Genomic DNA, 13712 nt, shown 5'->3' on the forward strand with positions numbered 1-13712 from the left:
TCCACCTCGTCAGCGCGCCCCACCGGCGTGAGCGCACCCCTCCGGAGGCCAGCGCTCACGTCAGCGGGGCGCGCCCACGCCCGCAAACCCGCGCTCACGCCAGCGCACCGCGCTGACGCCGGCCAGAAACACGGGTCAGTGCGCGCCCATCAGCGGGATGACGAGCGGCGTGTGCGACTCGGGGTCGTCGATGATCCGGCAGCGGAGCCCGAAGACCTCCTCGACGAGCTCGGCCGTCACGATGTCCGCCGGCGCACCCTGCGCGACCACGTGACCGTCGCGCATCGCGATCAGGTGCGTCGCGTACCGCGCCGCCTGGTTGAGGTCGTGCAGGACCGCGACGAGGGTGCGGCCACCCTCCTGGTTCAGCCGGGTGAAGAGGTCGAGCAGCTCCACCTGATGCGTGATGTCGAGGAAGGTCGTCGGCTCGTCGAGCAGCAGCAACGGCGTCTCCTGAGCGAGGGCCATCGCCACCCACACGCGCTGGCGCTGGCCGCCGGACAGTTCGTCGACGAGGCGACCGGACAGCTCGGTGACGTTCGTCGCCTCCATCGCCGCGAGCACCGCCGCCTCATCGGCCGCCGACCAGCGTCGGAGGATCGACTGGTGCGGGTATCGGCCACGCGACACGAGGTCGATCACCGAGATGCCGTCCGGAGCGATCGACGTCTGCGGCAGCAGCCCGATGCGCTTCGCGACCTCCTTCGACGGGTACCGCGTGATCTCCTGACCGTCGAGCACGACCTGTCCCTGCGTCGGTTTCAGCAGCCGGGCGAGGGCACGCAGGAGCGTCGACTTGCCGCAGGCGTTCGGGCCGACGATGACCGTGAACGAGTCGTCGGGGATCGCGATGTCCAGCTCGTGGATGATGGTCCGCTGGTCGTAGCCGACGCGGAGGCCGGTTCCGGCGAGTCTCGTGGTGGGGGTATCGGTCTTCATGTCAGCGCTTTCCCGCCTGCGTGATGAGCAGGGCGATGAGGTAGATGCCACCGAGGGTCACGGTCACCGCACCGACCGGCAGGGCGGCCGGGGCGATGATCCGCTGAGCCACGACGTCGCTCACGAGGAGCAACGCCGCACCCATGGCGGCCGAGGGGACGAGGGTGATGCCGGCGGACTTCGTCAGCCGCCGGGCGAGTTGGGGTGCGGCGAGGGCGACGAAGATGATGGGGCCGGCGACCGCGGTGACGGTCGCGGTGAGGGCGACGCCGATCACGAGCAGCAGCAGCCGCGTGCGTTCGACCGGGATGCCGAGGGCGCTCGCGACGTCGTCGCCGAACTCCAGCATGCCGAGTCGGCGGGACATGAGCGCGAGGAGGGGGACGAGGACCGCGACCGCGATCGTCACGGGCACGACGTCCTGCCACCCGAGGTCGGCGAGCGAACCCATGCCCCAGCTGGCAGCGGCGATGGCGGCATTGAGGTCCGCTCGCAGCTGCAGGTAGTCGTTGAATGCGTTGAGGACGGCGCTGATCGCGATGCCGATCACGATGAGCCGGAACCCCTGGACGCCCCGAGACCACGCGAGGAGGTAGACGACGAGGGCCGTCGCGAGCCCGCCGATCAACGCCCCGGAGACCATCGCCGCATAGTTCCCGCCGACGACGAGGGTGACGATGAGCGCGCCGGTGAACGCGCCGGAGTTGAACCCGATGATGTCGGGACTGCCGAGTGGGTTCCGGGTGATCGATTGGAAGATCGCGCCGGAGAGCCCGAGTGCGATCCCGCCGACGACGGCGATCACGACCCGCGGCAGGCGCCACTCCAACACGATGCGCAGGACGCTCTCCGAACCCGTGCCGGTGACCGCGGCGAGCAGTTTGTCGAGCGGGATGCGGTACTCGCCCTGGGTGAGCGCGAAGGCGCCGACCCCCACGATGACGGCGACCAGAGCGCCGACGACGATCAGCTCACGCCGGTGGACCACCCAGCTGACCCGACCGATCCGCACGGTGCGCCGGCCCGGCTCGGCGACCGCGGTCACAGCCCCTGCGCCTTCGAACGGCGGATGAGCACGATGAGGAGCGGGGCACCCACGAACGCCGTGACGATCCCGACCGGCATCTCGCCGGGGACGGCGACCCGCCCGACGAGGTCGGACAGCAGGAAGATGATCGGCGCGAACACCATCGTGAACGGCAGTACCCAGCGCTGGTCCGGTCCGACGACGGCCCGGGCGAGGTAGGGCGACATGAGTCCGAGGAAGGCGATCGGTCCGGCCGCCGCGGTGGCCGAGCCGCACAACAGGGTGATCGCGACGACCGACAGCACCCGCGTCCGGAGCACCTTCGTGCCGAGTGAGGTCGCGAGATCGTCTCCGAGGGCGACGGCGTTGAGTGATCGGGAGACGACGAGGGCGAGGACGACCCCGACGATGAGGAACGGCAGCACCCCGAGGAGCACGTCCATCTGGCGGTTCTGCAGCGAGCCGGCCTGCCAGAAGCGGATCTTGTCGAAGATGTCGGGGTTGCGGATCGTGATCGCGAAGGTCACCCCCTGGAGCGCGGCGGAGAGCGCGACGCCGGCGAGGACGAGACGGACCGGGGTCGCCCCCGCGCGGCCCCGGGAGCCGATCACGTACACGATGACGGAGGCGAGGCCCGCGCCGGCGAAGGACCACCACACGTAGGAGCTCAGGTCGGCGGTGCCGGCGATGGCGACGGCGAGCACGACCGCGATGTACGCCCCGGCGTTGACGCCGAGGATGCCGGGGTCGGCGAGCGGGTTCCGCGTGACGGCCTGCATCATCGCTCCGGCGAGGCCGAGCGCCGCACCGACGCCGATGGCCAGGAGCATGCGCGGCACCCGGAACCCGGTGACGAGGATCGCGTTCGTGTCGTCGCCGCCCTGTGACAGCGCCCGCCAGACCTCGGCGCCACTGATCGTCCCCGAGCCGATGAAGAGGCTGCCCGCGGCGATGGCGGCGAGCACGACGAGCGCGGCGACGAGCAGCAGCCAGCGCGACGCGGTCGATCGGGCGATACCGGTCGACGCCTCTCGTGCGCGGGCGGCCGCGGTCGGGAGCCGCAGGCTGTCGAGGTCGGCGCTCACCGGCTCATCGGTTGTCTTCGGCCTTGCCGTGTCGCCAGTAGCCCATGAACGCGACCGACTTGCGGTCGACGCCGCACCCGGAGACGAGGTGTCGGCGGAGCGTCTTGATGGCCGACGCCTCTCCGGCGAGCCACGCGTAGAGCGGTGCGCTCTCGAGGACGGGGCCTCCGGTCGCGTTGACCGGCGCTTCCCAGAGCAGCTCGGTGTCGACGTCGACGTCCTCGAGTGCCGGCTGCGTGGCGATCGTGGCGGTGTCGACGCTCGGCGCGAGGCGGCTCGCGATGCGCTCGACCTCGGGGATGAGCAGGGTGCCCACGGGCTGGTCGCCGCGGGGGAGGACGACGACCTCGACCCCGTCGGGCTTCGTGGACAGCGCGGCGATGTCGTCCTCATGCGGCAGCTCGACGACCGCGATCCCGCGCGCGGTGCTCGGCAGGCGCTCGAGGATCCCGGCGATCCCGGGCAGGGCCGTCTCGTCGCCGGCGAGGAGCACCTGGTCGACGGTGGCCGGTGCGTGCCAGTCGATGCCGCCGGCCGGGACGGCCGACCGGGCGTTGGGGACGTTGACGACGAGCTCGTCGCCGACCTTCGCGTCCATCGCCCAGGTGGACGCGGGGCCGACGCGGCCGTGCAGCGCGATGTCGACGTCGAACTCGGCGAGCTCGGGCCGGACCTCGCGGATCGTGTACGTGCGCATCGGGTGGCGTTTGTCGTTGGGCAGCAGTCGCCAGGCCTGGTACCAGTCGTCGTGCATCGGCAGCTCGTCGAAACCGGTGTCGGGCAGCGGGAAGAGCAGCTTGATGCGCTGGTCGTGACGGTTGTCCGCGATGTGCTGGACCTCGGGACCGGTGAACGTGAATCGCCGATAGCTCGGGCTCACCTGCTCGATGCGCCGGACGACGGCTGCGAGGAGGATGAAGATCGAGTCGGGGGTCTGTTCACTGAGGCGAGGCATCGATAGGTAAGCCTACCCTTCGATGCGCTGGAGATCACCTGCCGATCGCATCTTGTCGGCAGAGAAAGGCGGTGGTAAACTTGAGTCACATCAACTCAAGTTTTGAACAGGAGACCGTACCCATGCCAGCAGGCCAGACGCCTCAGCAAGAGGATCAGCGCAGCGCGCTCGAGCAGTACGGCGTCAACCTGACCGAGATCGCCGCCTCCGGCAAGCTCGATCCGGTCATCGGCCGCGACGCCGAGATCCGTCGAGTGAGCCAGGTGCTCACGCGACGCACCAAGAACAACCCCGTCCTCATCGGCGAGCCCGGCGTCGGCAAGACCGCCGTCGTCGAAGGCCTCGCCCAGCGCATCGTCGCGGGCGACGTCGCCGAGAGCCTCAAGGGCAAGCAGCTCATCTCCCTCGACCTCTCCGCGCTCGTGGCGGGTGCCATGTACCGCGGGCAGTTCGAGGAGCGCCTCAAAGCGGTGCTCAAGGAGATCGACGAGTCCGACGGACAGATCATCACCTTCATCGACGAGCTCCACGTCCTCATGGGCGCCGGTGGCGGCGAAGGGTCCGTCGCGGCGGCCAACATGCTGAAGCCCATGCTCGCCCGCGGTGAGCTCCGGCTCATCGGCGCGACCACGCTCGACGAGTACCGCGAGTTCATCGAGAAGGACGCCGCCATGGAGCGTCGCTTCCAGCAGGTGTTCGTGGGTGAGCCGAGCGTCGAGGACACGGTCGCCATCCTCCGTGGCCTCAAGGAGCGGTACGAGGCGCACCACAAGGTGGCCATCGCCGACAACGCGCTCGTCGCCGCAGCAGCCCTGTCCAACCGCTACATCACGTCGCGGCAGCTGCCCGACAAGGCGATCGACCTCATCGACGAGGCTGCCAGCCGACTGCGCATGGAGATCGACTCGGCACCCGTCGAGATCGACGAACTGCGACGCAGCGTCGACCGCCTGAAGCTCGAGGAGCTCGCCCTGAAGAAGGAGAAGGACGACGCCTCCAAGGAGCGCCTCGCCCGCCTCCGGGAGGACCTCGCGACCCGCCAGGCCGCGCTCGGCGAGCTGCAGGCGCGCTGGGAGCGCGAGCGTGCGAGCCTCAACCGGGTCGGCGACCTCAAGAAGCAGCTCGACGCCGCCCGGAGCAAGGCCGAACGCGCCCAGCGCGAGGGCAAGCTCGAACAGGCGTCCAAGCTCCTCTACGCCGACATCCCGCAGCTCGAACGCGAACTCGCGCTCGCGGAGTCGGCCGAGCAGGACACCGACGGCGAGCCCCGGATGGTCAACGACCAGGTGACCGCCGAGGACATCGCCGCTGTCATCGCCGCGTGGACCGGCATCCCCGTCGGTCGCCTGTTGCAGGGCGAGACGGAGAAACTGCTGCACCTCGAGCAGGAGCTGTCCCGCCGACTCATCGGGCAGCACCGTGCGGTCGCCGCCGTGTCCGACGCCGTCCGGCGCACCCGGGCCGGCATCTCCGACCCCGACCGCCCGACCGGTTCGTTCATGTTCCTCGGCCCCACCGGCGTCGGCAAGACCGAGCTGGCGAAGGCGCTCGCCGAGTTCCTCTTCGACGACGAGAAGGCCATGGTCCGCATCGACATGTCCGAGTACGGCGAGAAGCACTCGGTCTCCCGGCTCGTCGGTGCACCTCCGGGGTACGTCGGCTACGAGCAGGGCGGGCAGCTCACCGAGGCCGTTCGTCGACGCCCGTACTCCGTCGTACTGCTCGACGAGGTCGAGAAGGCGCACCCCGAGGTGTTCGACATCCTCCTGCAGGTGCTCGACGACGGTCGCCTGACCGACGGACAGGGGCGCACGGTCGACTTCCGGAACGTCATCCTCGTGCTGACCTCCAACCTCGGCTCGCAGTACCTGATGGACGCCTCGCTCTCCCTCGAGCAGAAGGAGGAGGCGGTCCAGCAGCTCGTGCGCCAGGCGTTCAAGCCGGAGTTCATCAACCGTCTCGACGACATCGTCGTGTTCCAGCCGCTCAGCGAAGCGGAGCTCGGCCAGATCGTCGAGCTGTACATCGACCGCCTGCAGCGTCGACTGGGGGAGCGTCGGCTCCACCTCGCCGTCACGCCCGACGCCCGCGCGTGGCTTGCGGAGCGCGGATACGACCCCATGTACGGCGCGCGTCCGCTGCGTCGACTCATGCAGCGGGAGATCGACGACCGCCTCGCGCGGGCCATCCTCGACGGCTCGATCCGCGACGGCGACACCGTGCACGTGGGCCTGGCGCTCGACGGCGACGGCCTGACGGTGGAGCGCGCGGCGGTCCCGGCCTAGCCGGCTGCTTGCGGCCAGCGCGGTGCGTTGACCCGAGCGCGACCCACCGATGTGAGCGCGCCCCTCCGGAGGGGCGCGCTCACGCGCATGCCCCGCGCTCACGCGACAGCACCGCGCTGGCCGTGACCCCCGAGTGGGGGAGGAAACCCCTGGTGCGCGACGGATGCCGCGCACTAGCGTGATCCTCGCGGTGGGCCCGGTCGGCGCGCCCTGAGAGGACCCGATGACACACGCAGCCCCGAGCACGACGCCTGAGACCAGTGACACCACAGCGCCCCTCTGGCGTCACGCGCACGCCCCCGCCTGGTTCTTCTTCGGCGGCCTGGCGCTCTGGCTGTTCCTGCTACTGGTGCCGCACGTCCTCCTCGGCAACCCGGCGGTGATCCCCGCGTGGATCCTGCTCGGCTCGGGGCTGGCCGCGTCCACCCTGCTGCTCATCATGGCCCGACGTCTCCAGTCGGGCGACGGCGTCACGACGGCGACGCTCCTCTGGGCGGTCCTGGTCGGAGGCTTCATCGCCATCACGCTCGGCAGCACCTTCGACTCCCTCATCGGCGTCGCCGCGACCGATGCCGGTGAGAACCCTCACGACATCGGGCTGTTCTTCGCCGGGGTCGCCGAGGAGCTGGCGAAGATCATCGCCGTCGTGATCGTGGCGTGGCGGCTGCCGGTGAAGACCGCCCGGGGCGGGCTCTTCGTCGGCGGCGCCGTCGGGATCGGCTTCGCCGTCCTCGAGAACCTCTGGTACATCGGGCAAGGGTGGGCGAACGGTGTCGAGGCCTCCCAGAAGCTCGCCGCCGGTTCGCCACCACTCGAGACGATCCTCTCGCACCCGGCGTTCCAAGCGGCCGGGGCCGCGTTCGCCCGGACCGTCTTCGACCCGGTCGGACACCCACTGTGGACGGCACTGTTCGCCGCGGCGCTGTTCGCGGCTGCACGCAACGGTCGGTTCCGGATCACCGTGGGCGTGCTCCTGACCTACCTGCTCGTCGCGGTCATGCACGGCCTCTGGGACGGCAACACCGTGCTCTGGGGGCTGCTGTTCCCGAGCATGCCGGTGCTCAAGGCGCTTGTGGTGCCGGCCATGGTCGTGCTCGTCGTCGCGTTCGCACTCATCTGGCGGGCGCGGGTCCGTCGCATCAACCGCGACGCCGGCGTCGTGTCGCTCCACGTCCCGCGTCGCGAGCGGAAGCAGGCCTGACCAACGGACGCGCGAGGCCTGCTGTGATCCGGGCGTGCCGGGGAGTAGCGTGAAGCGCACCCGATCCGCGACGCCGAGGAGACACCCATGCTGGGACGCAAGACCTTCGAACAGCGAGAGGTCGACCAGGCGAAGACGATGATCGCCGCGCTCGTCGCCGGACGGGAGACGCTGGCCGAGGCCGGAGCGGACCCCGCAGCGCTGGCCGTGGTCGACCCCGAGTTCTTCACCGGCCTCACCCTGGTGCTCGATCGGCCGTTCGTCCACCGGGTGCGCTCGGTGCTCGGGAAGGGTCCCGGGGCGCTCAACGAGCTCGAACTCATCGTCGCGTCGATCCTCGACCACGACCGGGTGTTCACGGTGGGGACCGTGTTGCAGTACGCCGAGGGGACGTCGTTCACCGGCCTCGTCCCGGGCGAGACGATCCTGCTGAGCGCCGAGCAGTTCGAGCGCCTCGCCGTCGGCGTCTTCGCCGAGTTGGAGGAGTTGTTCGTCGAGGCGGTGTGAGGTGCGGCGTCGGCCGCGAGTCTGCGTCATGCGCTCCACGGACGGTGCCACGATCAGCTCGTGAGCTCATCGACGTCCGGAACGATCATGGTGCGGCACGGCGCGAAGCTCCGGTTGACCGTCTCCGCCCTCGTCGGTGTCGCCGTGGGCGTGATCGTCGGCCTGAACTGGTTCTGGGCCGGAGCGATCCTCGCCGGATGGGGGACCACGTGCGTGGTCTTCGTCGGTTCCCTCTGGATCCGCATCTGGCGGATGGGCCCGGAGCCGACGCGCGAACACGCGACCTCGGAGGAGCCCGGGCGAACGACGAGTGAGGTGCTCATCGTGCTCGCGAGTGTCGGGAGCCTCGTGGCCCTGAGTGTCGTCATCCTGCAGGCGAGGGCGTCCTCCGGGGTCGAGCAGGGCGTGCTTGCCGGCTTCGCGGTCGTGAGCGTGGCGCTCTCCTGGGCGCTCATCCACACGATCTACACCTTGCGGTACGCGCGCATGTACTTCGCGGCGCCGGAGGGCGGTATCGACTTCAACCAGGAGGAGGCGCCGCAGTACAGCGACTTCGCCTACCTCTCGTTCGACCTCGGCATGACCTACCAGGTCTCCGACACGACGCTGCGGTCCAGCGAGCTGCGCCGCACCGTCCTCAAGCACACCCTGCTGTCGTACCTGTTCGGCTCCGTGATCCTCGCGACCGTCATCAACCTCGTCGCGGGGCTGTAGCGGCGCGACGGACACGCCCTTCGACAGGCGGTTGGATGTCCGCCTGCCTTGAGCGGACGGGGGCGGACTCCTCGACCGTCACTGGTCCTTGACCGATCGAGTTGTCGGTCGCAGATTGAGATATGCTCAAATATTTCATATGTGCGAGAGGGTTGAGCATGTGAGGATACGCTCGCGGTTGATGCGAGTGTGCCTCGTCGTCGGTCTCCTGGCTGCGCCAGTTCAGTTTGGAACGGCGGACGGCGGCTCCGTGGTCGCGGTGTTCCAAGGGGTCGGCGTCTGGGCGATAGCACGCCAGTCACGCGGTGCAACGGAGCCGGATACGTCGCGCGATTGGTGGCGTCTGACGGAACGAGCTTCGATGAGCGCTCTCGCTGCCCTGCTCGCCGGTCTCGCGACGGTCAGCATGATCGTCTACGGGGCCCACTGGGGCGCGACTGGAGAACTCATCGTGCGATCATGCGTGGGAGCAGCCTTGACTGCGTTGTTCATCGTGTCGGCCATTGGACTGCGTCGTCACCGGCCTAGCCCGAGCGATGACGGATGAGCCCCGCGAACGACGACTGCGCAGCCCGGCGGACCGGACTGCGCAGCGTGGTGGTGCAGGAACCGAGCGGACTACTCCTGGACGATCACGAGGTCGGCGAGGGGACGACGCTCACGCGGAGCGGTCTCGCGGTCGCGGAGCATGCCCTCGGGCAGGAGCTCGGGTTCGCCGAGCTCGCCGAGCGCGGTGACGGTGAACGGCACGAGGCCGTCCGGCAGCGAGAACGCCTCGCGGATGCCGTCGGCGGAGAAGCCGGCCATCTGGTGCGCGAAGAGACCGTCGCTGTGGGCCTGGATGCTCAGGTGCGCCATCGCCTGGCCGAGGTCGTAGATGGCCCAGGGGCGCTCGTTGCCCTCGTCGTCGAGCGTCTCGGCGACGGCGACGATGAGCGCGCCGGCCTGAGCGGCCCAACCGCGGTTGAAGGCCACCAGCTGCTCAGCGATCGTGTCGAACGTGGCGGTGCCCTTGGTGCCGACGATGAACCGCCAGGGCTGCACGTTGTTGGCGCTCGGCGACCAACGCGCGGCTTCGAGGGCCGAGGCCATCTTGGCGGCGTCGACGGGCTCACTCACGAAGGCGCGGGGGCTCCAGCGGTCGGCGAGGACGTCGAGGATGGGGGCGTCGGTCTGGGCGGTACGGGTGACGATGGACATGCGGTCTCCAAGCGAAACAAGGGAAGTGGACAGAGGTTGCGTCGCCGTTGACGATGGATGCAACTGCATCGATCGGGGCGCTATTCCCGGGCATGAGGGGTCCGTGCAGCAGTGACGATCTCCGCGATCCGGTGCGGGGCCGCTTCGTCCTGCAGCGACGTCGTGTCGCCGAGGGGCCGCTGGTCGACGATGTCGCCGAGCAGACGCCGCATGATCTTCCCCGAGCGGGTCTTCGGGAGGTCTGGGACCACGAAGACGTCGCGGGGTTTCGCGATCGGGCCGATCTCGTTCGCGACGTGGGAGCGCAGTGCCTCGCGGAGTGCCGCGGAGCGCTCCAACCAGTACGCCTCGCCGTCGGCCTCCGGACCGTGGGATCGCGAGGACGGGATGACGAACGCGGCGATCGCGCTCCCCGTGATCGGGTCGTGCACGCCGACCACGCCGGCTTCGCCCACGTGGGGATGCGACACGAGGGCCGACTCGATCTCGATGGTCGACAGGCGGTGGCCCGAGACGTTGATGACGTCGTCGACGCGCCCGAGGACCCAGATGTCGCCGTCCTCGTCCCACTTGGCGCCGTCGCCGGAGAAGAAGTAGCCCTGCTTCCAGTACTTCGCCCAGTACGAGTCGCGGTAGCGCTCCGGGTTGCCCCAGACCGTGCGCGCGAGCGACGGCCCGAAGCGGCTGACGACCAGATACCCGCCGGATCCGTACGGCACCGTCTCGCCGTCCTCGTCGACGACCAGCGCCTCCAGGCCGGGGAGTGCGCGACTGCCGGAACCCGGCTTGATCGTGGTCGCACCGGGGAGCGGCGCGATGACGGCCGACCCCGTCTCCGACTGCCACCAGGTGTCGACGACCGGGGTCTCGCCGCGCCCGATGCGCTCGCGGAACCACATCCAGGCCTCGGGGTTGATCGCCTCGCCGACGGTACCGAGGAGCCGGAGGGTCGAGAGGTCGTACTCGGCGGGCGGCCCCTCGGGGAACCACGTCATGAGGGTCCGGATGAGCGTCGGCGCCGTGTAGTACGTCGTCACGCCGTAACGCTCGATGATCTCGAAGTGCCGTGCCTGGTGCGGGGTGTTCGGCGTGCCCTCGTAGATCACCTGGGTGAGCCCGTTCGAGAGCGGACCGTAGATCTCATAGGTGTGCGCGGTGACCCAGGCGAGGTCGGCGGTGCACCAGTGGACGTCGTCGTCCTTGGCGTCGAAGATCGCCCAGTGGGTCCAGGACGCCTGCGTGAGGTAGCCACCTGACGTGTGGACGAGTCCCTTGGGCTTCCCGGTGGTGCCGCTCGTGTAGATGATGAAGAGCGGGTTCTCCGCGTCGAACGCCTCGGCCTCGTGGGTGTCGGCGGCGACACCCACAGTGTCGTGCCACCAGACGTCGCGACCGGGGGTCCACGGCACGTTCGGCGTCTCGTCGCCCGTGCGTGCGACGACGAGCACGTGCTCGACGGACGGCACGCCGTCGACCGCGGCGTCGGCGTTCTGCTTGACCGGCACGGCCGTACCCCGGCGGTACTGGCCGTCGGTGGTGATGAGCAGCTTGGCCTCGGTGTCCTCCACGCGGAAGCGCAGCGCCTCGGCCGAGAACCCACCGAACACGAGGGAGTGGATGGCGCCGATGCGGGCGACGGCGAGGGTGGCGATGACCGTCTCGGGGATGACCGGCAGGTAGATGACGACGCGGTCGCCCTGGCCGATGCCGAGTGCTGTCAGCGCGTTGGCCGCCTTCGCGACCTCGCGCTGCAACTCGGCGTAGGTGATGGAGCGGCGGTCGCCCGGCTCTCCCTCGAAGTGGAGGGCCACTTTGTCGCCTCGTCCGGCGTCGACGTGCCGGTCGACGCAGTTGACCGCCACGTTGAGCGTTCCCCCGGCGAACCAGGTGGCGGCGGGGACGGTGAGTTCGGGCTCGGGGTCCGACGGGTCGGACCCCTCGACCGGCCGGGCCGGGTCCCAGGTGTGAGCCGTCTCCCACGGGGTGACCCAGTCGAGGCGTCGGGCCTGCTCCTCCCAGAACGCCACGGGGTCGGCGGCTGCGCGAGCCCATTCCTCCGGGCCGACGTTCGCCGTCTCGGCGAGGTCGGCCGGTGGGGCGTAGCTGCGGGTCTCGGCGAGGAGGTTCGCGATGGTGGCGGCGGGCGCTGCGGACGTCGATCCATCAGTGGGAGGCATGCTGCAACGCTACGCGGGAGGCCGGGGCCGGTGCCATCCGCGGGTCATGCAGCGTCATGGTCCGGAGGTTCCGAGGGGCTGTGGAGGAGCGTCGGGAGTAGCCTCGAAGGGCCGTCGCGATGCGCGGCGGACGTCGATCAGGAGCGCGCACGGCGCGTCTCGAGAAGGGAACGACATGGCGACCGTCATCCAGTACCAGGAGCTCGGCCCGGCCGACGTCCTCGAGCTCGTCGAGGTGCCGACGCCTCAGGCGGGCCACGGCGAACTCGTCGTCGAGGTGCGCGCCGCGGGCATGAACCCGATCGACTGGAAGCTACGCAGCGGTGTCCGCGGCGGCGAGCTGCACGGCACCCGACGCGTCGGGAGCGACGGCGCCGGGGTCGTCGTCGAGGTCGGCGACGGGGTCGAGGGCTGGTCGATCGGCGACGAGGTCGTCGTCGTCAACGCCTCCGGGACGTACGCGACCCATGTCGTCGTCACGCCCGACCAGATCATCCGCAAACCGGCGGCCATCTCCTTCGAGGAGGCGGCGGCGATCGGCATCCCCGTGAGCACGGCCTACCAGGCGCTCCGGTCGCTCGGCGTGACCGAGGGGACGACCCTCCTGATCCACGGCGGATCGGGCTCGGTGGGGCACGCGGCAGTGCAGTTCGCCGTGGCGTGGGGAGCGACCGTCGTCGCCACCGCGAGCGAGGGGAACCATGCGCGCCTGCGGGAGCTCGGGGCGATCCCCGTCACCTACGGTCCCGGGCTCGTCGAGCGCGTGCGCGAGGCCGCCCCGCAGGGCGTCGACCGGGTGCTCGACGCCGTCGGCACCGACGAGGCGCTCGAGGCCTCGTTCGAGCTGGTCGAGGACCGGCAGCACATCGGCACGATCGTCGTCGGCGCGAAGGCGGCCGACCTCGGGATCCAGGCATGGTCAGGCGGCAACCCGCTTCCGCTCACGGCGCAGGAGCAGGCCTGGCGGGCGGAGGCGATCCCGGCGGTCGCGTCCCTCGTCGAACAGGGACGCTTCAGCTTCGAGCTCGGGACGGTCCGGCCCCTCGCTGAGGCCGCCGATGCGCACCGCGAGAGCGAGTCGGGTCACCCGAGCGGGAAGCTCATCCTCGTCCCCTGAGTGCCCTTCGACAGGCTCAGGGACCGGAGCGACTTGAGCGGGAGCGCCCTTCGACAGGCTCAGGGACCGGAGCGACTTGAGCGGGAGCGCCCTTCGACAGGCTCGGGGCCCGGAGTGACTTGAGCGGGAGCGCCCTTCGACAGGCTCAGGGACCGGAGCGCTACTCCGGGCCCTCGCCGAAGCTGTCGCCGACGGGAGCGCGGTCGGCGAGGTCGTCCTGGTCGTCGAGGTCCTCGACGGCGTCCTCGGTGTCCGAGTCGTCGTCCAGACCCGCGTCGCCGACGACGTCGTCACCACCGACGCCGTCGCCGGCGTTGCTCAGGCCGCCGTCACCGGGGGCCGCGTCGTCGGCCGAGCGGTCGACCGCACCGCCGTCGGGCACGACACCGCCGACCGAGCTGTCGGTCTGGTCCTCGCCGGGCACGTGTGCCTGGGCGCCCGGGCCGCCGTGGGCGAGGGCTTCGCGTTGGGCGTCTACTGCTGCTGGATCCATGGGATTGCTCAT

General features: G+C 70.1%; 12 protein-coding genes. 5 read left to right on the top strand and 7 right to left on the bottom strand.

Annotation, left to right across the window (positions count from 1 at the left end; genetic code table 11):
* Positions 1 to 135 precede the first annotated feature (135 nt).
* The 4 genes from GV015_RS06860 to GV015_RS06875 are packed head-to-tail and all read right to left on the bottom strand — an operon-like array spanning position 136 to position 4006.
* Positions 136 to 939 carry an ABC transporter ATP-binding protein gene (locus GV015_RS06860; RefSeq protein WP_138946288.1) on the bottom strand — a complete coding sequence of 268 codons (804 nt, stop codon included), beginning with the start codon at positions 937 to 939 and terminating at the stop codon, positions 136 to 138.
* A 1-nt stretch (position 940) separates the two neighbouring features.
* Complete coding sequence (locus GV015_RS06865; protein ID WP_159877541.1) at positions 941 to 1984, bottom strand: iron chelate uptake ABC transporter family permease subunit; 1044 nt, start codon at positions 1982 to 1984, stop codon at positions 941 to 943.
* Complete coding sequence (locus GV015_RS06870; protein ID WP_159877543.1) at positions 1981 to 3051, bottom strand: iron chelate uptake ABC transporter family permease subunit; 1071 nt, start codon at positions 3049 to 3051, stop codon at positions 1981 to 1983. The genes GV015_RS06865 and GV015_RS06870 overlap by 4 nt, the downstream gene beginning before the upstream one ends.
* Before the next feature lie 4 nt (positions 3052 to 3055).
* Positions 3056 to 4006 carry a siderophore-interacting protein gene (locus tag GV015_RS06875; protein WP_124768591.1) on the bottom strand — a complete coding sequence of 317 codons (951 nt, stop codon included), beginning with the start codon at positions 4004 to 4006 and terminating at the stop codon, positions 3056 to 3058.
* A 122-nt stretch (positions 4007 to 4128) separates the two neighbouring features.
* Here GV015_RS06875 and GV015_RS06880 point away from each other — a divergent pair, with 122 nt between their 5' ends.
* From GV015_RS06880 to GV015_RS06895, 4 genes are all read left to right on the top strand, one after another.
* Complete coding sequence (locus tag GV015_RS06880) at positions 4129 to 6291, top strand: ATP-dependent Clp protease ATP-binding subunit (RefSeq protein WP_159877545.1); 2163 nt, start codon at positions 4129 to 4131, stop codon at positions 6289 to 6291.
* A 223-nt stretch (positions 6292 to 6514) separates the two neighbouring features.
* Complete coding sequence (locus GV015_RS06885) at positions 6515 to 7492, top strand: PrsW family glutamic-type intramembrane protease (protein ID WP_159877547.1); 978 nt, start codon at positions 6515 to 6517, stop codon at positions 7490 to 7492.
* 87 nt (positions 7493 to 7579) lie between these two features.
* Complete coding sequence (locus GV015_RS06890) at positions 7580 to 7999, top strand: hypothetical protein (protein ID WP_159877549.1); 420 nt, start codon at positions 7580 to 7582, stop codon at positions 7997 to 7999.
* 60 nt (positions 8000 to 8059) lie between these two features.
* Entirely contained in the window at positions 8060 to 8713 is a 654-nt protein-coding gene (locus tag GV015_RS06895) for a DUF1345 domain-containing protein (RefSeq protein WP_236555358.1), read from the top strand.
* A gap of 618 nt (positions 8714 to 9331) precedes the next feature.
* On the opposite strand, the gene GV015_RS06900 is transcribed toward GV015_RS06895, so the two are convergent.
* On the bottom strand, positions 9332 to 9913 hold the full coding sequence (locus GV015_RS06900) for a nitroreductase family protein (RefSeq protein WP_159877551.1): 582 nt from the start codon (positions 9911 to 9913) through the stop codon (positions 9332 to 9334).
* Between the two features lie 80 nt (positions 9914 to 9993).
* On the bottom strand, positions 9994 to 12090 hold the full coding sequence (gene acs, locus GV015_RS06905; protein WP_159877553.1) for an acetate--CoA ligase: 2097 nt from the start codon (positions 12088 to 12090) through the stop codon (positions 9994 to 9996).
* Between the two features lie 175 nt (positions 12091 to 12265).
* Here acs and GV015_RS06910 point away from each other — a divergent pair, with 175 nt between their 5' ends.
* The gene (locus GV015_RS06910) at positions 12266 to 13207 is read left to right on the top strand and encodes an NADP-dependent oxidoreductase (protein ID WP_159877555.1); all 942 of its coding nucleotides are present in this window, start codon (positions 12266 to 12268) and stop codon (positions 13205 to 13207) included.
* Between the two features lie 160 nt (positions 13208 to 13367).
* Here the strand turns inward: GV015_RS06910 and GV015_RS06915 are convergent, their stop codons facing one another.
* Positions 13368 to 13712: a hypothetical protein gene (locus GV015_RS06915; RefSeq protein ID WP_159877557.1), complete on the bottom strand. Its 345-nt coding sequence runs from the start codon at positions 13710 to 13712 to the stop codon at positions 13368 to 13370.

The organism is Plantibacter sp. T3 (genome assembly GCF_902506515.1).
Taxonomy (GTDB): domain Bacteria; phylum Actinomycetota; class Actinomycetes; order Actinomycetales; family Microbacteriaceae; genus Plantibacter; species Plantibacter auratus.

Bases quoted from the DNA above. Each gene is read 5' to 3' on its own strand.
- GV015_RS06860 (WP_138946288.1), bottom strand. From the start codon at position 939: ATGAAGACCGATACCCCCACCACGAGACTCGCCGGAACCGGCCTCCGC.
- GV015_RS06875 (WP_124768591.1), bottom strand. From the start codon at position 4,006: ATGCCTCGCCTCAGTGAACAGACCCCCGACTCGATCTTCATCCTCCTC.
- GV015_RS06880 (WP_159877545.1), top strand. From the start codon at position 4,129: ATGCCAGCAGGCCAGACGCCTCAGCAAGAGGATCAGCGCAGCGCGCTC.
- GV015_RS06885 (WP_159877547.1), top strand. From the start codon at position 6,515: ATGACACACGCAGCCCCGAGCACGACGCCTGAGACCAGTGACACCACA.
- GV015_RS06890 (WP_159877549.1), top strand. From the start codon at position 7,580: ATGCTGGGACGCAAGACCTTCGAACAGCGAGAGGTCGACCAGGCGAAG.
- GV015_RS06900 (WP_159877551.1), bottom strand. From the start codon at position 9,913: ATGTCCATCGTCACCCGTACCGCCCAGACCGACGCCCCCATCCTCGAC.
- acs (WP_159877553.1), bottom strand. From the start codon at position 12,090: ATGCCTCCCACTGATGGATCGACGTCCGCAGCGCCCGCCGCCACCATC.
- GV015_RS06910 (WP_159877555.1), top strand. From the start codon at position 12,266: ATGGCGACCGTCATCCAGTACCAGGAGCTCGGCCCGGCCGACGTCCTC.
- GV015_RS06915 (WP_159877557.1), bottom strand. From the start codon at position 13,712: ATGAGCAATCCCATGGATCCAGCAGCAGTAGACGCCCAACGCGAAGCC.